Source organism: Pseudomonas sp. LD120, from assembly GCF_009861525.1.
Classification (GTDB): Bacteria; Pseudomonadota; Gammaproteobacteria; order Pseudomonadales; family Pseudomonadaceae; genus Aquipseudomonas.
Genome location: NZ_WVHL01000005.1, coordinates 1,306,793 through 1,330,843 on the forward strand (window position 1 = coordinate 1,306,793; position 24,051 = coordinate 1,330,843).

Annotated in this window: 17 protein-coding genes and 2 pseudogenes; 5 read left to right on the forward strand and 14 right to left on the reverse strand. The window is 62.5% G+C overall.

What is annotated here, in order from left to right; genetic code table 11:
- Positions 1-80 precede the first annotated feature (80 nt).
- The 4 genes and pseudogenes from trpB to PLD_RS30765 form a co-directional block, all read left to right on the forward strand.
- Entirely contained in the window at positions 81-1,277 is a 1,197-nt protein-coding gene (trpB, locus tag PLD_RS20290) for a tryptophan synthase subunit beta (protein WP_178116194.1), read from the forward strand.
- Positions 1,274-2,089, forward strand: a complete 816-nt coding sequence (gene trpA, locus PLD_RS20295; protein WP_159895848.1) for a tryptophan synthase subunit alpha — start codon at positions 1,274-1,276, stop codon at positions 2,087-2,089. The genes trpB and trpA overlap by 4 nt, the downstream gene beginning before the upstream one ends.
- Positions 2,090-2,137: 48 nt before the next feature.
- Positions 2,138-3,052: a DMT family transporter gene (locus tag PLD_RS20300; protein ID WP_159895850.1), complete on the forward strand. Its 915-nt coding sequence runs from the start codon at positions 2,138-2,140 to the stop codon at positions 3,050-3,052.
- A gap of 77 nt (positions 3,053-3,129) precedes the next feature.
- Positions 3,130-3,210, forward strand: a pseudogene (locus PLD_RS30765) (pyocin immunity protein); the annotation flags it as partial.
- A 65-nt stretch (positions 3,211-3,275) separates the two neighbouring features.
- Here PLD_RS30765 and PLD_RS20305 read toward each other — a convergent pair.
- The 14 genes and pseudogenes from PLD_RS20305 to yaaA all read right to left on the reverse strand — a co-directional run bounded on the left by PLD_RS20305 (position 3,276) and on the right by yaaA (position 22,517).
- Positions 3,276-3,551 (reverse strand): short-chain dehydrogenase, encoded by a 276-nt coding sequence (locus PLD_RS20305; RefSeq protein WP_159895852.1) that lies wholly within the window; start codon positions 3,549-3,551, stop codon positions 3,276-3,278.
- Between the two features lie 341 nt (positions 3,552-3,892).
- Positions 3,893-5,344 (reverse strand): mannose-1-phosphate guanylyltransferase/mannose-6-phosphate isomerase, encoded by a 1,452-nt coding sequence (locus PLD_RS20310; RefSeq protein ID WP_159895854.1) that lies wholly within the window; start codon positions 5,342-5,344, stop codon positions 3,893-3,895.
- Positions 5,345-5,523: 179 nt separating this feature from the next.
- The gene (locus PLD_RS20315) at positions 5,524-6,192 is read right to left on the reverse strand and encodes an alginate O-acetyltransferase AlgF (RefSeq protein ID WP_159895856.1); all 669 of its coding nucleotides are present in this window, start codon (positions 6,190-6,192) and stop codon (positions 5,524-5,526) included.
- 219 nt (positions 6,193-6,411) lie between these two features.
- A pseudogene (locus tag PLD_RS20320) lies at positions 6,412-7,530 on the reverse strand (alginate O-acetyltransferase); the annotation flags it as partial.
- Between the two features lie 11 nt (positions 7,531-7,541).
- Positions 7,542-9,101, reverse strand: coding sequence for an MBOAT family protein (locus tag PLD_RS20325; protein WP_159895858.1), 1,560 nt, complete (start codon positions 9,099-9,101; stop codon positions 7,542-7,544).
- 204 nt (positions 9,102-9,305) lie between these two features.
- Positions 9,306-10,421 (reverse strand): mannuronate-specific alginate lyase, encoded by a 1,116-nt coding sequence (locus PLD_RS20330; protein WP_159895860.1) that lies wholly within the window; start codon positions 10,419-10,421, stop codon positions 9,306-9,308.
- 8 nt (positions 10,422-10,429) lie between these two features.
- On the reverse strand, positions 10,430-11,890 hold the full coding sequence (locus PLD_RS20335) for an alginate O-acetyltransferase (protein ID WP_159895862.1): 1,461 nt from the start codon (positions 11,888-11,890) through the stop codon (positions 10,430-10,432).
- Between the two features lie 11 nt (positions 11,891-11,901).
- Positions 11,902-13,518 (reverse strand): mannuronan 5-epimerase AlgG, encoded by a 1,617-nt coding sequence (algG, locus tag PLD_RS20340; protein WP_371929076.1) that lies wholly within the window; start codon positions 13,516-13,518, stop codon positions 11,902-11,904.
- A complete protein-coding gene (locus tag PLD_RS20345; protein WP_218575875.1) occupies positions 13,518-14,975 on the reverse strand; it encodes an alginate export family protein in 1,458 nt (485 codons plus the stop codon). Before PLD_RS20345 ends, algG begins: the two co-directional genes overlap by 1 nt.
- Positions 14,976-15,163: 188 nt before the next feature.
- Complete coding sequence (gene algK / locus PLD_RS20350) at positions 15,164-16,603, reverse strand: alginate biosynthesis TPR repeat lipoprotein AlgK (RefSeq protein WP_159898182.1); 1,440 nt, start codon at positions 16,601-16,603, stop codon at positions 15,164-15,166.
- Positions 16,604-16,686: 83 nt separating this feature from the next.
- The gene (locus tag PLD_RS20355) at positions 16,687-17,856 is read right to left on the reverse strand and encodes an alginate biosynthesis protein Alg44 (RefSeq protein ID WP_159895868.1); all 1,170 of its coding nucleotides are present in this window, start codon (positions 17,854-17,856) and stop codon (positions 16,687-16,689) included.
- A 136-nt stretch (positions 17,857-17,992) separates the two neighbouring features.
- Entirely contained in the window at positions 17,993-19,474 is a 1,482-nt protein-coding gene (alg8, locus tag PLD_RS20360) for a mannuronan synthase (protein ID WP_159895870.1), read from the reverse strand.
- Positions 19,475-19,617: 143 nt separating this feature from the next.
- A complete protein-coding gene (locus tag PLD_RS20365; RefSeq protein WP_159895872.1) occupies positions 19,618-20,934 on the reverse strand; it encodes a nucleotide sugar dehydrogenase in 1,317 nt (438 codons plus the stop codon).
- A gap of 803 nt (positions 20,935-21,737) precedes the next feature.
- A complete protein-coding gene (gene yaaA, locus PLD_RS20370) occupies positions 21,738-22,517 on the reverse strand; it encodes a peroxide stress protein YaaA (RefSeq protein WP_159895874.1) in 780 nt (259 codons plus the stop codon).
- Between the two features lie 161 nt (positions 22,518-22,678).
- Here yaaA and PLD_RS20375 point away from each other — a divergent pair, with 161 nt between their 5' ends.
- Positions 22,679-23,803, forward strand: coding sequence for a polysaccharide deacetylase family protein (locus tag PLD_RS20375; RefSeq protein WP_159895877.1), 1,125 nt, complete (start codon positions 22,679-22,681; stop codon positions 23,801-23,803).
- The last annotated feature ends 248 nt before the right edge of the window (positions 23,804-24,051 follow it).

The following is a 24,051-nucleotide window of genomic DNA, read 5'->3' on the forward strand; positions in this document are numbered from 1 at the left end:
ACAACTGCGCGCTCCAGAATGGACTGACACATCCCACGTACGTCAATAGCAGATTGCAGGCCCGACTCAAGGAGACGCCAATGTTCGCAGAGGTGGAGCTGATCAGGAAATTCGGTGCCGGAGAATTCGGGGGCAGCTATGTCTCCGAAAGTCTGGTGAGTGTGCTCGAAGAAGTCGAGAAGGCTTTCGACGAAGCGCGACATGATCCCGAGTTCGTCACCGAACTGGAGACACTGATGCGCGATTTCGCGGGGCGGGAAACGCCGCTGACCCATGCCAGGCGCCTTTCAAAACAGCTTGGCCGAAACATTTACCTCAAGCGCGAGGATCTCCTGCATGGCGGGGCCCACAAGACAAACAGCACTTTAGGTCAGTTGCTGCTCGCCAAGCGCATGGGAAAGACACGCATTATCGCCGAAACCGGTGCCGGCCAGCATGGCGTAGCTACTGCGATGACGGGCGCAGCCATGGGCCTGCCGGTCGAGGTGTACATGGGAGCCGTCGATATCGAACGCCAGCAGCAGAACGTCAAGCGCATGGAGCTGTTCGGTGCAACGGTTCATCCTGTTGACGCTGGCCAGGCCACCTTGAAAGACGCCATTAACGAAGCCATGCGGGACTGGATCACCAATGTCGGCAGTACCTACCACTGCTTTGGGACTGCGGCAGGGCCCTATCCCTACCCCTCGATGATTAAGTATTTTCAGTCGGTCATCGGGACCGAGTCTCGCTGGCAGATTCTTGAGCAGACCGGCAGGCCGCCTGCAGCGGTCTATGCCTGCATTGGTGGTGGAAGCAATGCCGTGGGGCTGTTCTCTGGATTTGAGAGCTCCCCGGGAGTTACCTTGTACGGCGCAGAACCAGCCGGCCTGGCAGACGGCTCGGCGCGACACGCCGCTACATTGACCCAAGGAACCATCGGCGTGTTCCATGGCATGCAATCGCTGTTCCTGCAGAACAAAGAAGGCCAGATTTCGGGCACGCATTCTGTTGCTGCAGGTCTGGATTATCCAGGTGTCGGCCCCGAGTTGGTCGCACTCCAGGAGTCTGGCAGAGCCCGCTATGCCGCCATCAGCGACGAAGAGGCACTCAGTGCCTTTGAGAGGCTATGTCTCCTTGAGGGCATCATTCCCGCCTTCGAATCGGCGCATGCCTTGGCGCTGGCCATCAAGACCAGCAGCGATTTCCCCGAGGGCAGCAACTTGCTGGTCTGTCTGTCTGGGCGCGGAGATAAGGATCTGGACGAATACTGGAAGATCAGGGGGCTGGCCCAATGAACCGCTTCAACCGACTTTTTGCCCGGCCCCAGTGCCGCGCCTTCATCCCTTTCTTCACCTTGGGTGATCCCAATCCGCAGGACAGCTTCAATCTGATCTGCGCCGCCGTGGATGCCGGGGCCGATGCCGTCGAATTGGGGTTTCCGTTCTCCGACCCGATCACCGATGGTCCGGTGAATCAGCGGTCCATGCGCCGTGCGCTGGACGCCGGCACCACCTACGCGACCTGCCTGGATTTGCTGCGCCGCATACGCAGCCGGTACCCGGAATTACCCATTGGACTTCTGCTCTACTACAACCTGCTGTACATGCGTGGACATGATGCGTACCGCGAGTTGGCCGAGGTGGGGATCGACGCCGTTGTCTGCTCAGATCTGCCGTTTGAGGAGAGCAAGGCGCACATGGCGCAGTTGTCTGCTCATGGCCTGGGCAGCATTCAGATGGTCGCCCCGAACACCCCGCTCGAACGGGCGAAGTTCTTGCTCGCCCAGTCTTCGGCGTTCACCTACGTCATCAGCCGTTTTGGCACCACAGGCACCAGCGAACACTTCGAGCAGGACTCCACCGAGCGTATTGAGCGTTTGAGCCAGGCGTCGAGCCAACCCATCGTGGTCGGCTTCGGCATCAGCAAGGTTGAGCAGGTTCGCAGCTTCTGGCACAGCGGTGCGCAGGGCGTCATCGTTGGCAGCCTGTTCAGCCTGAGTATTGAGCGCCACTTGTCGGACTTGGCAACGGTAGAGTCCTTCATTCGGGAGTTCATCGGCCGGGTTCGAGAGGCCAAGTTGCACGACAGCCTTCCAGGCGTTGTCTAGGGCGATAAAGCAGCTGCACCGCAACGGGTGCGAGACGGGGAGGCAAAGATGCGGAGTGAAGACTGGGCTAGGCTGTTGGTGCTGAGCGCTGTGTGGGGAGCGTCCTTCATTTTCATGCGGGTGCTCGCCCCCGTGCTGGGGCCGGTGGTCACCGCCGACCTGCGCGTGGCCGTCGGTGGCGGCGCGCTGCTGCTGTACTTTACCCTTATCCGCTTCAATCCCGGCTGGCGCATGCACTGGCGGCAGTACGCGGTGATAGGAACCTTCAACGTCGGCCTGCCGTTTTTGCTGTTCTCGTATGCCGCGCAGTACATTCCGGCGTCCTACTCGGCGATCATCAACGCCACCACGCCGCTGTTTGGCATGTTGTTCGCCATCCTGTGGCTGGGTGATTCCATGACGCCCACCAAAGGCATCGGCTTGGTGCTTGGCATCGCCGGCGTGGCTACAATCACCGGTGTCAGCATGCCGGCAGCGGCATCGGGCACCTTCGTCTCGGCCATCTTGGCGTGCCTGCTGGCCGCATCATCCTATGCGGGCGCCGGCATCTACATCAAGCGCAATGCACCCCATCTGAACCCGCTGGGCTCGGCAGGCTGCGCCCAGCTCTTTGCTGCACTGGCGCTGCTGCCATTCTGGCTGGCGGCGCCACCTCAGGGGCCTGTGGATATGACTATCGTGCTCAACGTGCTTGCGATGGGTCTGCTGAGCAGCGCGCTGGGCTTTGTGCTGTATTTCCGACTTGTGCGCGACATCGGTCCGCCCCGCGCCATGATGGTGGCCTTTCTCACGCCACTATTCGGCATTGCCTGGGGCATTCTCTTCCTGGGGGAGACGCTGACATTCGGCGTCATCGCGGGCGGTGCGATGATTATTCTGGCGACCATCCTCATCCTGAGGGCAGCAAGCCCTGTGGTGCGCGCAACAGGGCGGTTTTTAAATACAACGCCAAAATGGAAGTAGAGGAGATAGTGTTTGAATTGAACGAAAAATCACGTGCTTAGAATCTGCAGTGACCTTTGGGCCAGGGAGCACTTGATATGAACGCAGCGATGATCGATGACCTAGTTAAAAGCCTTGGACGCACTTACCCCGAAATGATTTCTTCCGGTATGTATCTTCTGTGCAGTTTTAAAACTACGCCGATCGTTCCCCCGTGTTTGAAGGGGAACGATCACAGGGCGTTTTAGTTCAGGTACTGACTGCCACGAATCCGCCGCCCCAACACGTCCAGCAGATCACAACCATCGCGCAACAGAATGGCGCTGGCGTGGGCGATCTGTGTCAGGTCGGTGGCATCGGCGTGGCGGTTGTCCATGTGCACGATGCTTTCCATCAGTTGAGTCACCGCGAGGATGCGGTAGGCGGCGCTGGCATGCAGTTCGTCCAAAGGCGCGTGGGTGTCGATAAACAGGGTGGAAGTGGAGGATTCGTTGCTGGTTAGCGCGATACGGTCGGTCATGGTGTGCTCCAAAAAACAGTGCTGGAAAACTGCGTTCCTGAGAAAACAACCGAGCCGTCAACCTCGATCACGAATGAGTCGTGACAGGCGCGAGGTTAGGGAGCGAGAAGAGGGCGGTCAACCCGAGATATGTAGCCTTAAACGACCTTTTGTATCCACAGATGGCTGTTGATCTGGCTTGCCGCTTGAAGCTTGCCCCTTGCCGCTGCTTCTGAAAAAAATCCCCCTGTCCAAGCGCCTGCGGATAGGGGACGCAGGCACCTGGAAAGGGGGAACACAAAGGTCTTACCAACACGACTCCCTGCTTTTTCTTGCAGCATGCCGCTTGAAACTTGCCGCTGTTACTGAGCTATGGTTTTCACCGAGACGCCACGCTCCACCGGAGTAGAGCGGCCGTAGATATCTTCAAACCGCTCGATATCGTCCTCGCCCAAATAGCTGCCCGATTGCACTTCGATGATCTCCAGCGGGATCTTGCCCGGGTTGCGCAAGCGGTGCACCGAGGCAATCGGAATGTAGGTGGACTGGTTCTCGCAGAGCAGGAATACGTTTTCGTCACAGGTGACTTCGGCGGTGCCGCTGACCACGATCCAGTGTTCGGCGCGGTGGTGGTGCATCTGCAGGGACAGGCAGGCCCCCGGCTTGACCGAGATGTGCTTGACCTGGAAGCGTCCGCCCATGTCCACCGAGTCGTAGGAGCCCCACGGGCGGTAGACCTCGCAGTGGTTCTGGGTTTCGCTGCGGCCCTGTTCGTTGAGGGTGTTGACCATCTGTTTCACCCCTTGGACCTTGTCCTTGTGGGCAATCATCATGGCGTCCTTGGTTTCTACGACGACTATGTTTTCCAGGCCGATCACCGACACCAGTTTGCCGTTGCCGTGGATCATGCAGTTGTGGCTGTCCTGAATCACCACATCGCCCTTGCTGACGTTGCCGTTGGCGTCCTTTTCATGCACGTCCCACAGCGACGACCAGCAGCCGACATCGCTCCAGCCGGCGCTCAGGGGCACCACGCAGGCGCGCTGGGTCTTTTCCATCACCGCGTAGTCGATGGAGTTGTCCGGGCAGCAGGCGAAGGTGGCTTCGTCGATGGTTACGGTGTCCGCGTCCTGCTGGCTGCGTTCCAGGGTCAAGAGGCAGGTGTCGTAGATGTCCGGGTCGTGTTTCTTCAGCTCTTCGAGGAAGCGGCTGGCGCGGAACAGGAACATCCCGCTGTTCCAGAAATAGCCGCCGGCCTGGACGAACTCGGTGGCGCGTTTTTCGTCGGGTTTTTCGACGAAGTGCGAGACCCGGCTGACCCCTTCCGGGAGCAGCGCATCGTTGGTGGACTTGATGTAGCCGTAGCCGGTTTCCGGCTTGGTCGCCGGGACGCCGAACAGCACCATTTCGCCACGCTCGGCGGCCACGGTGGCCAGGGCCAGGGCCCGTTGCAGGGCTTTCTGGTCGTCGAGGACGTGGTCGGCGGGCAGCACCAGCATCAGCTCGTCGCGGCCTTCGTTGACCAGCATCATCGCGGTCAGGGCCACGGCCGGGGCCGTATTGCGGCCGAAGGGCTCCATGAGGATGCGTTGGGATTCGAGCTTACGCGCCGTCAGCTGTTCGTTGACGATGAAGCGGTGGTCCTTGTTGCAGACCACGATCGGGGTGTCCATGCCTTCGAACACCAGGCGCTCCAGGGTTTGCTGGAACAGGGTGTGTTCGCCGGTCAGGGCGAGGAACTGCTTGGGGAATTGCTTGCGCGAAAGCGGCCAAAGACGTGAGCCGCTACCACCTGACAAGATCACCGGAATCATGTTGTTACTCCTTCAAACATCGTATGGATTAGAGCTACTGCGTTCTGTCGTTTCACTCTTGTTTTTGTCTCGGTGTAGCCGTTGCCCAGGTACGAGGCTGCGATGGGCTGCGAAGCGGCCCCTGAGGGCGCTCCTGCGGACCGCGTCGCAGCCTCGGGCCTCGGCAGCGGCTACAGGTCTTAGCGGGTGGAGACGGGGCGCTTGACCCAGACTGGCGACAGGTTGCTGCCGTTGCCGGTGACGTAGAGCACCGCCGCTTCGCCGCGCTCCAGGGCTACGGGCTTGAGGCCGCTGACTTTTCTCTCGCCGTCATACAGGGCGAAGCTGACCTTCACCGGGTTGATTTCGCGTTCGCCGCGGCCTTTGGCGGCCACTGTCTTGATCACGTCGGTCTTGCCATCGGCGGTCTTCAGGCTCAGGGCCTGGTCGCTGAGGTTCTGCACTCGCACCAGGGATTTCTGTTTGTTCTTGAACGGTGGCTCTTCGATCAGTTGCGGCTGGCCGCTGGCGTTGTTGACCAGGGTGTAATAGTGCTCGGCGGCAAGATTCACCGGCACGCTCTGGCTGCCCACCTTGGCGGTGTAGTCGCCGCCGGGCATGAAGCTGAAGTCGCTGCTGGCCAGGGGCGCGACGTCGTTGACGTGGGTACTGCCGATGGTGGCGCTGACTTCGCCGTTGCTGGCGTTGTACAGGCGTACGAAGGTCGAGCCCTTGGGCGCGGTGGGGCCGTACAGCGCGGCGTCGCCACCGGCGAATACCGGGGCGGATAGCAGACTCAGGCCCGCGACCAATACGGCAGCTTTCAGGGATTTGGTAGCGAGACGGCGAGGAGTGGTAGTGAACGTCATGAGTGTTACCTCTTTTTAGTTTTGCGCCCGATCGGGCGTCTCGGATTTCGGAGTGTTGCTGGCTAGGTTGTGCTGGCCGGCCTGGGTAGAGGCTGCTGCGCTCGGCAATCTGGGGTTAAAAACAGGCTCGGATTGCTCGTTTACAGCTCGTAAACTCCGCGTCCTCGCCTGTTCTTGCCTTGTCTTGCCTTCGCTCGCGACGCTGCTACCCGGTCCGGCTTGAGCACCGGCTTGCTTGAGTTCGGCGACCCACTGCGGGTCGGCGTCGCCGATTTCGTTGTTCACAGGCAGATAGCGTTCAGGGAATTCCCAGATCAGCACCTGGGGCGGGTGGTGCTTGAAGTCGTCGCTTTTCAGGTAGCTGAGCATCGGCAGGATCGGCCCGTGGCCGTCTTCGGCGTAGCTCAGCACGTCGCTGTGCAGGGCCTGTTTCAGGGCGCCGACGAAGTTCCAGTTGGGGTTGGCGCTGTAGCTGGTACCCACCAGGGTCACTGGCACTTCGTGGTCGGCGAACAGTGCATCGTCGGCGGCCGGTGGTTCCTCGCTGGCGCGGGTCACGCGCTTTTGCAGCGGTTCTGCGGCGGGCATCAGGTTGTCGAACAGCGGGTCCAGGGGCAGGAAGCGGCGCAGGTCGCCCTGGTGCTTCACCGTCTCTTGGGTCTCGGTGACGAAGCGTTGTGGCGGGCCGCTGAGCGGGGTCTTGCTGGCGATGCTTTGCGCCAGTTGCCGGGCGGCGACTTCGGCGCCGGCCGGGGTCCAGTGGGTGTCAGTGCGCAGGAACACGGGCTGGCCCTGTCGCTTGGCCTGTTGCAGGGGGGCCAGCAGGTCGGGGGCGAGAATCTTGTCGGCGGCGACCCGGGCGTGGAAGTCCTGGTAGAGGTTGGCGTGGATGCGCGCCGGGCGTACTTGGTCCAGGTGTTCCGGGTACAGCCGGGCCTTGGCCGGAACGATGGCCATGACCAGCTTCACCCCGTGCGCCTTCAAGGTCTGGCGCACGCCTTGCACCAGGGCGTAGTTGCCTTGCAGGTTGAGTTCCTCGTTGACCACCGGGTTGAACTCTTCATCGCTGTACAGCCACTGGTCGCGGCCCAGCACCACCCCGGGGCGGCCTTCGTTGAACAGCGTGAAGTCCAGTGCGGCCCACAGGTTGGTGCCCAGGCGCTTGATCGGGAACTGGTCGTCGTAGTGGGTTTCCACCGCCTTGGCCCAGCGCCCGTTGAGCACGCTGGCGTCGTTGTCGGTACTGAAGCCGAAGAAGCTGCGCACCGACCACAGCCCGAGGACCGCCAGGGTCACCAGGAACAGGGCGATGTAGAACACACGTAATGAGCGGGTCATGGGCAGATCCCTCAGAACTGGAAGTAAAGGAACGGCGAGAAGCTTTGCGCCGAGAGTTTGAGAATCGAGGCGATGAACAGCAGCAGCACCAGGGCGCGCATCACGTAGCGCGACCAGTCGGCGCTCCAGTAGGCCGGTTGCACTTGGGCCTCGGTGCCGACGATGTAGCCCGGCTGGTGAACGCTGCCGGGGGTATCGCCGGGCACCGCCTTGATCAGGCCGGGCTGGGCGCTGGCCGGACCATCGGCCGGGGTGTCGGGCTTGGCCTTGGCCGGCGCCGGGTTGCGGTACAGGTCACGCAGGCCGAAGAACGCCAGGGTGGCGTAGGCCAGGACCAGGGTCGCCACTTGCAGGCCGGTGAGGCTGGCGCGGTTGAGTTCCGACAGCGACCAGTCGCCAACGCTGAACATCGCGCCGTACATGCGCCCGGCCACGTGCAGGTTCTCGGCGCGGAAGATCACCCAGCCCATCACCACCAGCAGGAAGGTCAGGGCCCAGCGGATCGGGTTCAGGCTGCGTGGGGTGGTGTTGATGCCCAGGGCCTTTTCGATGGCCAACCACAGGCCGTGCCAGGCGCCCCAGACGATGTAGGTGATGTTCGCACCGTGCCACAGGCCACCCAGGAGCATGGTCAGGAACAGGTTGCGGTAAGTCATCAACGTGCCTTTGCGGTTGCCGCCCAGGGTGATGTACAGGTAGTCGCGCAGCCAGGTGGACAGGCTGATGTGCCAGCGCCGCCAGAACTCGGTGATCGACTGGCTGATGTAGGGCTGCTTGAAGTTTTCCATGAAGCGAAAACCCATCATCAAGCCCAGGCCGATGGCCATGTCGCTGTAGCCGGAGAAGTCGAAATACAGCTGCGCGGTGTAGGCCAGGGCGCCGAGCCAGGCATCGCCCGTGGTGGGGGTTTGCAGGGCGAAGCAATGGTCGGCGACCACCGCCAGGGTGTCGGCGATGAACACCTTCTTGATGAAGCCCTGCATGAAGCGGGTGCAGCCTTCGGAGAACTTGTCCAGGGTGTGGGTGCGGTGGTTGAACTGCTCCGCCAGGTCGCGAAAGCGCAGGACCGGGCCGGCGATCAGGTGCGGGAAGATCGCCACGAACGCCGCAAAGTCGATGAGGTTGCGGGTGGCCGGGGTGTCACCGCGGTAGACGTCGATGATGTAGCTGATGGACTCGAAGATGTAGAACGAGATGCCGATCGGCAACAGGATGTGGGTCAGGATGAACGGCTCAAGCCCCATGGAGGTCATGATCGCGTTGATGCTGTCGACGCCGAAGTTGGCGTACTTGAAGTAGCCGAGGATGCACAGGTCGACGCCGACGCCGAGCAGCAGCCAGCGTTGGGCCGGCTTGGTGCGGACCCCGGCGGCGCCGACTTTCAGGCCGATCCAGTAGTTCCACAGGGTGACCCCGGCGAACAGCGCCAGGAAGTCCACTCGCCACCAGGCGTAGAACACATAGCTGGCCATCAGTAGCAGCAAGTTGCGATAGCGTTGCCCGCTCAAGTAGTACAAGCCGAGAAAGATCGGCAGGAACAGGAACAGGAACACATTGGACGAGAAAACCATCCCGATCTCTCCATGTTTAACTCATAGTCAGAGGCCGCAGCCCCCCCAAACCCCCCCATGAAAAACGGGGAGGCGGTATTGCCTGTAGTGCGTCTTCTGTAGGAGCCGGCTTGCCGGCGAAGGCGGCCTTGGATGTGAAGCCGTTCTTGAGGGCCTCTTCGCTGGCAAGCCAGCTCCTACAAAGGGGTGTTGCAACGATTCGAATCAGGAACCCTTGTCATGGGCCGGGTCGTAGACCTTGGTCAGGTCGCCCCCCAGGCGGAAGGTCTTGAACGGCTGCATCTGGTGCTTGCGCGCAAGTACCTCCGGGGCACAGGTGTAGAGGCTGCAGTAGGGTTCCAGCCAGGCGAACTTGGAATCGACCTTGAGGTCGGTCATGTCCTGCTGCTGGCCGTTCTTCTGCTCGAAAAGCTCCGGGTCTTTCACCCCAGCCAGCACTCGGTCACCCAAGCGCTTGAGCGCGCTGTTGTTCTCCTGGCGCAGGTCGACGCCGTTGACCTGGGCGAAGCTGGCGATCATCGCCAAGGGCGGCAGGGCGTAGTTGTGGTAGGCCAGGGCCCGTTGCTGGCGTTTGAGTTCGTTGGGCAAGAAGCCGTCGGCGTCGACCTGGTTGGCGCCGACCTTGTATTCCTTGACCGCCCAGTCGAACAGGTCGCGGCGGTTGGTGGCCACGGCAGTGGCCATCACCGACCAGGCGGCCCAGTAGGAGTGGTTGTTGGTTTTTTCCAGGGGCAGGTCGTCCCAGTCGCTGACCACCTGGTCGGCCATCTTGCTGAACCAGGCCTCGATCTTCTGTGCCTGTTCCTGGTGGCTGGCCAGCGGGTGGGAGTCGGAGAACTTCAGCCGCAGGTAGGCCGAGGCCATGCTGCCCAGGGCCCATTTGCGCATCGACTTGCCGGTGTGGTTGAAGTCCTTGGACATCAGCGCGTCGGCCTGGGCCCAGGCGCTGAGCCAGGCGAGGGTGCAGTCCAACTGCTCCGGGCGGCCGTCGCGCATGAACTGCATGACCCGCTTGCTGGTGCCGCGCTCGATCTTGGTGATGTCCGCGGTGGTGTCGCGAAAGGCCTGTTCGGACTGCACGTTGAGCGTGGCCCGGGCCTTGTCCGAGCCTTCGTACTTGCTGCGAAACTGCAGGGCGCCGGTGTAGGGCGCCGGCATGGCGTCGCAGCCTTCGCTGTCGTCACCACTCTTGAATTTGTCCACCGGGGCGAAATAGCCCTGGGGCGGGCGCAGTGGCGCGGCGGCCTGGGCGCTGCCGGCGAGGATGGCCAGGCCCAGCAGGCTGGGCATCAGTAGCTGTTTCAAGGATCTGCTTTGCATAGGAAACCTCATTGCCCGATCTGCGCGGTGCGTTGCTCGGCGCTCGGGAATACGTTGCGTTTGCAAATTTTTGCTTCGACCTTCTGCCCGTCGCTGCCCGCTTCCGGGCCCTGGATTTCGAGCGCCAGCAGGTTCTGCGAGGCCCAGTCTTCGTCGGTGCGCAGTTCGAAGGCGAAGCGTCCGTCGGTGTCGGCTGTTTCCGGTTTTTCGATCTTGATGTCTTCGTGGCGCCCGTTCATGTACCAGAGGGTGGCTTGCAGGGTTTTCACCGAAGGGTCGGCGAAGCGGATGTCGACCTGATGGCCGCTGTTGCGCAGGTCCAGGTTCTGGCGGTTGACCAGCAATTCGTTCTTGCCCGGCTTGAGGGTGGCGCTGGCGCTCAGCTGCGCAGCCTTGCCCGCGCAGCCGTTGTCCAGCAGGGCCATCATCTGCCGGTAGATGGTTTCCTGGTCTAGGCGGTACAGCGGCGAGAACTCCCAGATCAGGATCTTCGGCGGGCTTTTCTGGAATTCGTCGCTGCCCAGGTACTGCAGCATCGAGCCTTCCAGGCCGCCGCCGGGGAAGGCGACGTTGAGAATGTCGGCGCCGATGGCTTCTTCCAGAAAGCCGGCAAAGTTGTAGTTCTTGCCGCTGTGGCTGGTGCCCACCAGGGTGATCTGCGGGTTGCCGGAGTCACCGAACAGGTCGCCGTCGCCGGCCTCGCCCTTGGGCTCGGTGGTGAACTGGTCCATGTACTGGATGGCGTAGCTGGTGCCGCACAGCTGGCCGGCCATGTTGTGCAGGGTGCCGGTCTTGCCCATGCGCCCGGACTTGTGAGTCTCGAATTCACGCCGGGGAATGTCGGCGAAGGCCGGCAGTTGCTTGACCTTGTCGGCGACGATCTTCGCCGTGCGTTGGGCGCCGTAAGGGGTCCAGTGCTGGTCGCCACGGAAGTAGAAGTCGTGGGCGGGCAGGGTGTCGGGCAGTTGTTCGTTGGTCAGCGGCGACAGGTCCGGCACCACGTAGCCCATCTGCGCAAAGCGCCCGAGCATGGCCTGGTAGTTGTTCAGCGCTTTGTCGTAGTCGAAGCGGGCTTTCTCTGCCGGGTTGAGCTTGTTGCGGTTCACCAGGCCGCGAGTCGGTTGGTAGACCAGCACCAGTTCCACGCCCTTGCTCTTGAAGGCTTGGTGCAGTTGCTTGAGGCGGCGATAGCCTTGCGGCGTGGTGTCAAATTCGGTGCGCAGGTCTTCCTGGGTACGGAACAGCCAGTCGCCCTGGGCTTGCACCAGGGTGGTGAAGTTCTGCTGGTAGCGGGTGGTGTAGTTCTTCGCATCATGGGCGGCCGGGCACAGGTTGCAGCACGGCTCAGCCTTGAAGCTGGGCGCGGCGCTCGGAGCGCTGGCCGTATCGGCACGGGCGCCGGCGCTGGTGGCGAGTATCCCCGCGGTCAGGGCCGACAGGCCCAGGAGTTTGATCAGGTGTGGGTGCATGCAAGTCATCCTCAATCGCGCATTTCGGTCTGGCGTTCGACGGGGTCGATCAACACGGCTTTCTGCTGGCGCACCAGCAGGTCGAGAATTTCATCCTGACGCTCGCCCAGGACCCCGGAGAAGCTGATGCCGCTGCTTTTGGTCGGTGCCAGCATCGACACCCGGTACAGCTCCACGCTCAGCGGCGAGTCGATGGACAGCGGCCCGCTGCCGTTGGCCGCCAGCTCGCCGCCGACCACGATCAGCGAGACCTGGGCATCGAACGGGTCGAGCTTGATGTCGCGGTCGGTGTCGGACAGGTCCTTGATGTGGCCGTAGACGCCGGTCAGGCCGTTGGCCATGGCGATGTTTTCGTACAGGCGGATGTTCACGCTGTTGCGAATGCGGATGCCGTGGCGGCGGTTGCTGATCACCTTGTTGGCGTAGATCAGGTTGTCGGCACTCTCGTAGAGGGTGAGGCCGTCGCTGTGGTTGCGGTAGATCTCGTTGTAGGCGATCAGGTTGTTGACACTGTTACGGTCGATCACCAGCCCCGAGAGGTGGTTGTCGTAGCTGCGGTTGTTGAAGATGAAGCTGTCGTTCACTTCCCGGGAAATGATGATGCCGTGCTTCTTCTTGGTGCCGTGGACGGTGTTGTCGGCAATGATCAGGCCGTGGGAACGGTCGTGGGGGTCGATGCCGTAGACGATGTTGTCTTTGTAGGTGTTGCCCTTGAGCACAAAATCCCGGGTTTCGTAGCAGTAGAAGCCGTACCACATGTCGGAGAAGGTCGAGCCGATGATCCAGCCGGTGGGCTCGGGGCGCTTGAGCACCTTGGCCATGTTCGGCGTGTACTGGGAAATGCTCACCCCGTAGGACTTGGAGTTGGCGTAGCCGAAGCTGGCCATCTGGCTGTTGATGATGTACGTCTCGGTGCCGCCCCAGGCCAGCAGGAACGGGCGGAATTCCTTGGGCGAGCGGAAGGTCGACGGGCCGTTGTCCTGCTCGCGCCAGCCGGTGACTTTGCTGTCGCGCACGAACAGCTGGCCATCGTTGACCAGGAACGAACCGCCTTCCTGGGACAGGCGCAGTTCCTGGGTCTGTTGGTCGATTTCCAGGATGCCCTTGCGACCGACCACGATCGGCACCCGGGCCAGGTAGACCCCGGGCGCCGTCTCGCTGATGTACTGATTGGGCAGCTTGCGCGCCAGCTCCTTGAGGTTGATGTAACCGTCGTCGATAAAGATCGCCTGGGGGATGCCGTGCTGGCGCACCACCCATTCGGCCATCTTGTTGTCGCCGCCGATAAAGTCCTTCAGGGCGTCTTCCTGCATCATCCGGCGCACGCTGATCTTGCCCGGCTGGCTGCGCACGATCTTCGCCGCGACGGCTTCGGCGGTGTAGCCGGACAGGTCGGGCAGGGTCGGCTTGGCCAGGGCCAGGGGCTCGGTGGGCGCGCTGCTGACGGTGTAGGTCTTGGCCTGTTGCAGGCCCTTGGCGATGATCGGCGCCTTGGCCGGCTCGACAGTGGCGAAGGCGGCGCTGCTGGCCAGTAGCAGGGCGCCGGCCAGCAGGCTCAGGGAGCCTTGGCCGCGCGGGCTGTTGAGGGGGGAGCCATTCATTTCGGGCACTCCTTTGGCGGCTTGCATCAGAAGCGCCAGATCACGTCGATAAAGGCGCGGTGCATGTAGGAGTCGACCTCTTTGCCGTAGGCGTCGCCGGGCTTGAACACGCCGCCACGAAAACGCACCAGGGCCGAGGGTTCATCGATCGACTGGCTCAGGGCCGCCGGCAACAGGCCTTGCTTGAAGTACTTGGTGACCACCAGGTCCATCTCCTGGCCGAGGTCTTTCTTGCCGTCCTGCAAGGGCAGCGAGGTGCTGCCGAGCAGGGCTCCGGTGGCGTCGTCGTAGTTGTTGTCCACTGCATTGATGCCGTTGCTGCCCACCGGTTTGTTGCCGTCCACGCGCCAGAACTTGTGGTAGACCAGGCTGGCGTCGTAGTCCTCGCGCAATTGCCAGGAACCGAACAGGGTGGCGCTCTGGGTGTTGTTCATTTCGCCGCGGAAGGCTTCGCCGAAGCGGTGCACCCGGGAGCGGGTGCCGGTGTAGTTGGAGCGGTTGCTCTGCAGGCCGTTCTGCTCGTACTCGGCGCTGGCCCGGGCGTAGGCGGCGCCCACTTGCCAGTTCGGGTCCAGGCGCAGGCGCACGCCCAGGTCGGTGGCCCAGCCGTCGAGGTTGTCGCCCCGCTTGGTTTGAGTCGGGCGGCTGCCGTCGGCGTTCAGCGGGTTGACCGTGTCGCGGTCGCCGCGCATGCCGGTGAGGCTGGCCCAGTAGTTGACGGTATGGGTGTTGCGAAAGTTGTAGGCGTCGCTGTTGGCTTCCAGGCCGAGCCAGGTCAGGTCGCCGTTGTGTTTCTTGTCCAGCGGGTCGCTTGCCACGCCGGGCTGGGCATCGTCGAGCTTGCCGTCGTCGTGGGTGTGGTGGGCGCGGATGCCCACCCATTGGCCGGGCGTCCACTGGTAGGCGGCGTCGGCGTACAGGTGCAGGCGGTCCTTGTCCTTGGGCGCCAATTCCTTGAGGTCGGTGCGGTATTCGCTGAAGCGCTCGGCGGCGCCGACGTTGGCCCGCAGCAGGGTGGTGTCGAAGGTCCAGTTCAACGCCTCGATGTTGGTGTCGCGCCATTGCCCGTCGTCGTTGCGCAGGCGCTGGCGGCCGAACTTCAACTGCTCGCCGGGGTAGGCGGTGAAGCCGCTGTAGCCGACCCAGAACTCGCGCATCGCCAGGTAGTTCTTCTGGGGTTTGCGGTCGTCATTGCTCGATGGCTGGCTGGCGTCGTCGCCGGACGGTTGCAGGGTGTCGGTTTCGATCACGTCGGTGGACGTCACCACCTGGCCCATGGCGTAGGCGCTCCAGTTGCCGCGTTCGCCATAGACCCAGGGGCGCAGGTCGAGACCGACGCCGTTGACGTCGCCACCGCTCTGGGTGCCCAGGTCGCGATCGTCCTCGGACTGGCCGGTGACCTTCACGTCCAGGCCGAAGTTCTGGGTGTCGGTGAGGGCCGCCAGGGTCGGGTTGGACCAGAGCATGGCAACACCTAGGGCCATGCCCAGTTTCGACAGATTGAAGCACTTGCCTGTCGAAACGGCCGCAGGATGCGTAGGGGCGCGCAGCGGCGGTGATGCAGCGGCCTGAGCCTGGTCAGACAGGGCGCGGGTGCAGGCTTGGCGAGCGCGGTGCGCTCGGTCGCAGCCTGCGGCAGCGGCTACAGGGGGGGCGTTGTATGGGGTGAGCTTCATAGGGATTCCTCGCCGTCTTCTTCCTGCAGGGCGTGCAGTTGCAGCGTGTTCTGGGTCTGGGCGCCACGCACCGCTTGTTCCTGCTGCAGCAGGCGCTGGGCTTCGGCGCGCTGGCCGGGGGGCAATTGGCTTTCCAACTGCTGGGCCAGTTCGTTGGCTTGAGGCGTGTCCTGGACCTTGGCCAGTTGGCTGAAGACGTAGGCGTTGACCGGGTTGGGTTGGGTGCCGCGGCCCTGGGAGAACAACTGGGCGATGGCAAAATCGGCGCTGTTCTGGCCGTTGCGCGCGGCAGTCAGCAGGTGGTCCAGGGCCTTTTGCGGGTACACCTGGCCCAGGTAGCCACGGCGGTAGATCTGCCCCAGGTAGTAATCGGCGGCGACTTCCCGGCCCTGGGCCTTCTTGAAGTGTTCCTCGGCCACCTTGGCGTCGGCCGGCACCCATTTGCCTTCGTAGTAGAGCTTGCCCAGCAGCAGTTCGGCCCGGGGCTGGTCGGCGGCGCGGCCGTTGTCCAGGTACTGCATCATCTTGTCGACGTCCCCCAGTTCGGGGAAGTCGTAGAGCAGTTGCGCCAGACTGACCCAGGACGCCGGGTAGCCCGGTGCCACTTGCTTCAGCAGGGCCAGGGCGGTTTTTTCGTCCGGCTTGCCGAGGCTGGCGTCGCCCAGCACCCGGGCCACGCTGTCGACTCGCTGGGCGCTGACCGTGCCACGGCTGTAACCGGCCTGCAGTTGCTGGATCAGCTCGGCCTGTTGTTCTGGCTGGCCGCGTTTCTGGTAGACGCTGGCCAATTCGACGTAGCAGATGTCGGTGCTGTTGAGGGCGGCCTTGCAGATCTTCTCCACATCGTCCAGGTGCTGGTCGTAGCGGCCCTGGGTGCGGTACAGCAGGACCTGGGCCAGCCCGGCTTCCGGGTAGCCGGCGGCGCGCCATTGGCTGATCTGCTGCTGGGCGTTGATGGTGGGGAAGCTATGGGGGTATTGCAGGTACAGCAGCGCCAGGGGAATCAGGGTGTTGCCTTGGCCCTGGGCAAAGGCTTTCTTCAGCAGGCCCTCGGCTTCGTGCTGCTGAGCCTTGGTGGCGCCGGGCTTGGCCAGCAGCAGCCGGCCCAAGCGGGCCTGGGCCCGGGGCGAGGTGTCGGCGGCGGCGCGGTAGGTGGCCTCGGCCTGCTGGATCTGCGCCGGGTCGCGGCTTTGCACCTGGATGTCGGCCAGGCCCACTTGCGCTTCGCTGTAACCCAGGTCCGCCAACTGGCGGTAGTTCTGCTGGGCCTGGGTGGTGTCGCCGCGCTTCAGGGCTTCATTGGCCAGGCGCTGGTCGGGCAGGCCGGCGCAACCGGCCAGGGCCAGGGCGGCGACCAAGGACAACACCGAACCCTGTAGCCGCTGCCGCAGGCTGCGATCGAGCGCGCAGCGCTCGTGCCGGTTGTCGGGGAGCATCGAGTCGGCCGGATGGCGTCCGCTGCGCGGCTGGGCGCAGCCTGCGGCAGCGGCTCCAGAGAGCTGGGTAGGCACTGTCATGGTTACAGACCCGCAGCCATGGCTTTGTCGATCAGCCCGTTCATCGACGGGCCGCGATCGCTGCTGACGTCCACCGGGCGGCCGGCGAAGGCGCTGCTTAGTGGCAGGTCGGGCTTGATCTGCACGCGGATATCGGAGGACAGGTCATCGCTGTTGAGGCTGGTGCTGCTGACGATGGTGCCGGTGCGCAGCTCATCCTCGCCGGCGATCTGCAAGTTGACCCGGGTGCCCGGGCGCACGTCGCTCAACTGGCGATAGGAGAAGCGCGCCTCGACCTTGGCCGAACTGCCCCGTGGCACCAGTTGGAAGATCACGTCGCCCTTGCTGGCGTACTGACCGTCGGCCACCAACTGCAGGGCCACGGTGCAGTCGCAGGGGGAGGTCAGGGTGCCGGTCATCTGCTTGCCGAACAGTTCCTCGACCTTGGCCGGTTGCAGCTGGTTGTCGTCCAGGTGGCCTTTGAGCAGGTCGAGCATGCTGGTGCTGAAGCTGGCCAGGGGCGCGCCCTTGGCCACCGCTCCATCGGTCTGCACCAGGCTTTGCACGGTGCCGTCGCGGGGCATGGTCACGTTCATCCCCGGCACGCTGACCAGTCCGGCCTGGGCGTGGCTGACGAAGTACATGCCGTACACCGACTTGAGCACGAAACCGAAGGCGGCCAGGCCAACGATGAAGATCCCGGCGCTGAAGGTTATGGCCCGCAGGCGGCCCATGGCGCTCATGCCGCTGCCGCTGTCCTTGACCTTGCGCGCCTTGGTGAAGTTGTCGCGCTGCAAGGTGGCGAGCACGTCGCCCATGCTGACGATGTCGCCGGCCAGGTGCGAGGTGATCAGGTGGCGCAGGGTGGAGATGTCCTGGGGTTCCAGGTTCTGGAACTGGCAACCGACGCGGCCGCTCTGGCGGTCGAAGGAGCGAATCTGCAGTTCGACGTCCATGGCCAGGCCGAGGTTGTCGATGACAAATTGCAAGCGGCCTTTGTGCACGGCGCCCAGGGCCAGCATCTGCTGCCCGGCGTTGAAGCTCAGGCCGCCGGCGGAGAGGTCGTGGACCCGCACTTCCAGCGGTTTGGCCTCGTTGCCGAAAAAGCGCAGCTTGGCCGGGATCTTGACCCGGGCGTGCTGGCGTTGGGCTTCGGATTCATGCACTACATTGACGTTCACGGCGGTGTTCATAGGGTCGATTTCCTTGAGGGTTTGTTCCCGTTTGGTGACAGGCCGCGACGGCGGCCCGCTTGGCGCAGGGCAAGGCGCGAGCAACGCGGCTCGTCACCAAACGGGAACAGACCCTAGTTAATTCAGGCAAGGCGGTTCAGACCATCAGCAGCAGGACAGCGACGAACACGCTGCCGGCCGAAAAGGTCATGGTCCGAGACGACCAGGTGTTGAACCAACGTTGAAAACTGGCCAGGTCGCGGGTCAGCTTGGTGTCCTGGCGGGTCCAGGATTGCTGGTCGAGGCGGAAGAACACGTAGATCTTCACCAGGGCGCCGACGATCTGGTTGTAATAGAGAATCAAGGGGTAGGCCGGGCCGATGCGGTGCCCCGAGCAGGACAGCAACAGGGTCAGAATCAGGCGGGTAATGCCGATCCACAGCAGGTAGGCGAGGATGAAGGCGGTGCCGTACTTGACGCTGGCGATGATGGCCACGGTCAGGCCCAGCAGCGAGGTCCACATCGACACGCGCTGGTCGAACAGCACCACGCTGGTGAACAGGCCCAGGCGTTTCATGCCCAGACCCAGCGCCCGGGCGTTCTGCCGCAGGTTGTTGCCGTACCAGCGGAACATCAGCTTGCGGCTGGCCTTGATGAAGCTCTTCTCTGGTGGGTGTTCCACGGTGTTGATCGCCGCGTCCGGCACGTAGAAGGTGTCGTAGCCCAGGCGCATCAGGCTGTACCAACTGGACTTGTCGTCGCCGGTGAGGAACTTGAAGCGGCCCAGGCGCCAGTGCTGCAGGGAGTCACTTTCCACGTCGGCGATGAAGTCCGGGTCGGTGACCACGCTGGCGCGGAACACCGACATGCGCCCGGTCATGGTCAGCACGCGCTTGGACAGGGCCATGGAGCACATGTTGATGTGGCGCTGGGCGAAGCGCAGCTTGTGCCATTGGCTCATGATGTAGCCGCCGCGCACTTCGCAGAATTCGTTGGTGGTCAGGCCGCCGACATTGCCGAACAGCTGGAACCAGGGCACGGTCTTGCGCACCACGCCTTCGCCGAGCACGGTGTCGCCGTCGATCACCGCCACCACGGCGCGGCTGTCCGGCAGGTGGCGGGAGATGGCGCGGAAGCCGAAAGCCAGGCCGTCACGCTTGCCGGTGCCGGGGATGCGCACGAAGTCCAGCTTGACCCGCTCCGGCGGGTTCATCCGCGTCCACAGGCTTTTCACCAGCAGCTCGTCGGACATCTCCACGATCGAGCAGACCACGGTGGTGGGGAAACCGCAGTCGATGGCTTCGCGGATCACCGAGCCGTAGACCTGGGCGGTGGTCAGCGCGTCGATGCGAAAGCTGGTGACCATCAGGAACACCTGGGACGGGTCCGCCGCGCTGCCGAGCTTGCGCACCTTGCGCCGCAGGTGCGGGTAGACCACGTAGAGAAACAGCATGCCGCGCACGAAATGCGTGGCACCCATGGAGTAGCGCCAGATGCCCACGGCGCCAATCAGGAAAATGAAGTCCTTGGACTGCGAGTCGAAGGTCGAGGCCGGCAGCAACAGCGCCATGCTCATCAGCAAACTCAAGTAAAACAGCCAACCGGCGGCCTGAAGCAGGCCGTGCTTTAGCCTGTGCATAATCTGCGTCCATCAAGGTCTCGGGCGAGCCAGTGGGGTGGCCCGAGGGGGGGTTAAGGCAGGCATGGAAATTGGAGTGGGCCTGTTCGCTGGCCAGCCAGTTCCTACGGGGATGGGGTAGGAGCCGGCTGGCCAGCGAAGCCTTACCAGCAGATGCCTTCGGTACGGCCCTGGGCGCTGGTGGCCTTGGCCATGAAGCCCACCAGGTCGATGACCTGCTTGCCGTGGGGCACGTGTTCGGCCAGGGCGCGGAACTTCTCGTCACGGTTGCCGAGGATGATTAGGTCGGAGTTGCCGATCACCGCGTCGAAGTCCGAGTTGAGCAGGGACGAGACGTGGGGGATCTTCGACTCGATGTAGTCCTTGTTGGCGCCGTGGACCCGGGCGTACTCGACGTTGCTGTCGTAGATGCTCAGGTCGAAGCCCTTGCCGATGAGCATTTCCGCCAGTTCCACCAGCGGGCTCTCGCGCAGGTCGTCGGTGCCGGCCTTGAAGCTCAGGCCGAGCAGGGCGACCTTGCGCTTGTCGTGGCTTTCGACGATGTCGAAGGCGTTCTGCACCTGGGATTCGTTGCTGCGCATCAGCGAGTTGAGCAGTGGCGCCTCGATGTCCAGGGAGCTGGCGCGGTAGGTCAGGGCGCGCACGTCCTTGGGCAGGCAGGAGCCGCCGAAGGCGAAGCCCGGGCGCATGTAGTACTGGGACAGGTTGAGGGTCTTGTCCTGGCAGACCACGTCCATCACTTCACGCCCGTCCACACCCACCGCCTTGGCGATGTTGCCGATCTCGTTGGCGAAGGTGACCTTGGTCGCGTGCCAGACGTTGCAGGTGTACTTGATCATCTCGGCGACTTCGATGTCCTTGCGGATGATCGGCGCGTCGAGCTCTTCGTACAGCGCTTGCAGCACGTCACCGGAGGCTTGGTCGAACTGGCCGATCACGGTCATGGGTGGGAAGTCATAGTCTTTGATCGCGGTGCTTTCACGCAGGAACTCGGGGTTCACCGCGACGCCGAAATCCACCCCGGCCTTTTTGCCCGAGCAGTCTTCGAGAATCGGAATCACCACATTTTTCACCGTGCCCGGCAGCACCGTGCTGCGCACCACGATGGTGTGGCGGGTGGCCTTGTCGCGCAGGACGAAACCGATCTCGCGGCACACCGATTCGATGTAATCCAGTTCCAGGTCGCCGTTCTTCTTGCTCGGGGTGCCGACGCAGATCATCGACAGGTCGGTATCGCGGATGGCTTCGGCGAAGTGGGTGGTGCCGCGCAGACGAGCGGTGCGGATTCCTTGCGCCAGAAGTTCACCCAGACCCGGTTCAACGATGGGTGATTTGCCGGCGTTGATCAGGTCGATTTTATCTTTGGAGATATCTACGCCAACGACTTCATGGCCCCGTGCAGACAGGCACCCGGCACAGACTGCGCCGACGTAGCCCAAACCAAATATGCTGATGCGCATCGCATTTACCTCAGTGTTATTCACGCCATTAAATGGCTGGAGTTAATGTTTGCCAGCAGTTATTGCGCACTCGGAAGTACAACGAAAAGACGTTGTAGTACCGCGTTAAGGCAGGTTAAGTGTCGAGTGGCTAAATAATTGCACTCAAGTTATTCACAACTGATCCTTGTTGTTTGAATGGCCCTTTGAATAGCGCCGGCGGCTCCTGCTGCAGGTTCGTGGAGAAACACCAGCCCTTGTCCTTGAGGTGGTTGGAGCCCTCTGTAATAAGAGGCTCCGGCAGTTTCTCCTGACCCTTGAAGGCCGGCTGTTCCTTGGCTCATAAGGGGATAGTTGTGCTGCTTTATCTCCTGATGGTCAATCATTAGTTCAAGTTCCTGAACGGCGGGTCAGGCGGCTTTCACAACTTGGCTAGGTTTGCCTGATGCCGTGTAAGTCATCTCTTACACGCTCGTTGAGAATCGTTACCGGTGGTATGAGCGGCGTCTGTAGGCATAGTTCCAATCCACTCATCCTGTTTTTATTAATTCATTGAAATATTGAAAAAGATGGCACTGCTTTCAAACTGATAGCACTTATGGTTTTGCCCTTTAGTTGTGGGGGGATAAAATGCGGAGATACTTTTTTGCCACTACCGAATAAAAAAACTGGTGCCACTACTGAAAAAATCAGTTGTCGAGTGAAAGAAAAGTCATGGGAGGGATGCCCGTTCAGGACTTCCAGGAAAATGGCTTGTGCAAGGCGGGGGAGGGGCGGATGACGGCGCGCTTGTTCAGAAGCAACGAGCGCGCCAGGGGAAGGCGTTATTGCGGCGCGTGGTCGCGCAGGAAGACCAGGTTGTCGGCTTTGGAGTGTTCAGCGCTGAAGCGGTAGCCCTGGACGTCGAACTGCTTGAGCTGGTCCGGGTCGTTGATGCGTTCCTGGATCACGAAACGGCTCATCAGGCCCCGGGCTTTCTTGGCGTAGAAGCTGATGATCTTGTACTGGCCGTTCTTCAGGTCCTTGAACTCGGTGTTGATGATCCGCGCGTTCAGGGCCGTGCGCTTGACCGCCGAGAAGTACTCGTTGGAGGCCAGGTTCAGCAGCAGGTCGTCGCCCTGTTCAGCCAGGGCTTCGTTCAGCCATTCACTGAGGCGGTTGCCCCAGAAGGCGTACAGGTCCTTGCCGCGGGCGTTGGCCAGCTTGGTGCCCATCTCCAGGCGGTAGGGCTGCATCAGGTCCAGGGGGCGCAGCAGGCCGTAGAGGCCGGAGAGCATGCGCAGGTGCTGCTGGGCGTAGTCGAAATCCGCTTCGCTCAAGGATTCGGCGTTGAGCCCGGTGTAGACGTCGCCCTTGAACGCCAGCAGCGCCTGCTTGGCGTTGTCCGGGGTGAAGGCCGGGGTCCAGCTGCCGAAGCGCGCGGCATTCAGGCCGCCGATCTTGTCGGACACGTGCATCAGTTCGCTGATCTGCGCCGGGCTCAGTTCCCGCAGTTGCTGGATCAGTTCCTGGGAATGGTCGAGGTATTGCGGCTGGGTAAAGCGCTGGGTGACCGGCGGTGTTTCGTAATCGAGGGTCTTGGCGGGTGAAATCACCATCAGCATGGGGTCGTCTCCTTTAAGCGTCGGGGGATTCTAGGGGTTGGGGCGCCGGGACTCCACCTATCAAGGCGATAGCTGACGCGTGGCCGATGCCGGGTGAATGCCTTGGCTGCGCAGCGGATCGGCTATAGTGCGGCGCGGGTTCTGTTCTGGAGGCATCCCTTTTGCGTATCGCGTTTTTCTTCTCGGCCTGGCTTCTGAGTCTCAGTGTGCTGGCGGCGCCCAATGATGTGGCGATCCTGGATCGCAGCACCTGGCCGGAAAAGCTCGACAATCCGACCCTGTTCGACGTCGCCTCGCGGGCCGAGATCCTGACCTTTGCCCGCGCCTTGCTGGTCAGCGAGGCCTGGGACGAGGCGTCCCTGAAGCAGCGCCTGGGCTTGCGCATGATCAACATGGATGCGATCAACGAACTACGCGAGCATCTCTGGAAACGCCTGCTGGACAACTACAACTTTGCCCAGCAAAGCTGCGATCAGGACGCTTCGTTCTGCTTCCTGGTGGAAAACCTGCAGCAGTTGCGCAAGCAGGCTGGCAAATTCCACTTGGGAGAGGACTCCTACTACGCTCGCTGGGCCGAGCCGAGCCGCCGTTTTCACGAGCAGTACCTGGATGAGTTGCTGCGCAAGGCGGCGCTGTTGCCGCAGATCAGCAGCGAGGTTGCGCGCTTTGGCGATTACGAGCGCAATGGCGACGAATTCAATGACCGGCTGTTTCTGCTGACCTTCGACAGCGCCGCCAACCTGGCGCCGGACAACACGCCCTGGCTCACCGACTACTTGCGCAAGGCCAACCTCAACGGCACCTTCTTTGTCCTCGGCAACGATATCCAGAACCGCCTCGACAAGGCTTCGGTGGCCAGCCTGCAGTCGCTGTATTCCCGGCAGTGCGTCGGGGTCCAGGGCTGGGAGTTCCGCTCCCACAGCCACTGGCAGGACTGGCAGTATTCGATCCAGCGCAGCGCCGACCTGGTGAAGAGCAAGTTGCCGGAAAACTACGTGCCGCTGTTTCGTCCGCCTTTTGGCCAGCGCCGCGCCGACGCCGAGGGCTTCTTCAATGCCCAGGGGCTTCAGGTGGCACTGTGGGACATCGACGCCCAGGACGGCGCCGGCAAGCTCAAGGCCGAGGACAGCGGCCAGCGGGTACTGACGCTGATGCTGCTGTGGCGGCGTGGGGTGATTGCCTTCAATGCCAAGCAGGATGCGGTCAAGACCAGCCTGCCCTGGTTGCTGGCGCAGACCGCGCAGAGCGGCATTGGCTGGGATGAGTGTCAGGATGCGTTTCGCTGAAACGGCCAAGTGCCCGTAAACACGGAGCGTGGGGCGCAAAGGCGGTGGATTTCAGCGGGAATTGGAGGCAGGCGGACTTCCGACTTTAACGGTGACCGGGCAGTGCGCCAAGGGTTTTTCGTCACTCTGAAAAATAAACATCAAAAAAGCGTCAAAGTGCGTTTTCCTGTCACGGTTTTTGGAGTATTACGAACTCAGACCGCCGAAACCTGCGACACAGGTGGCGTCTCCCAAGACTCCTTGTGTGT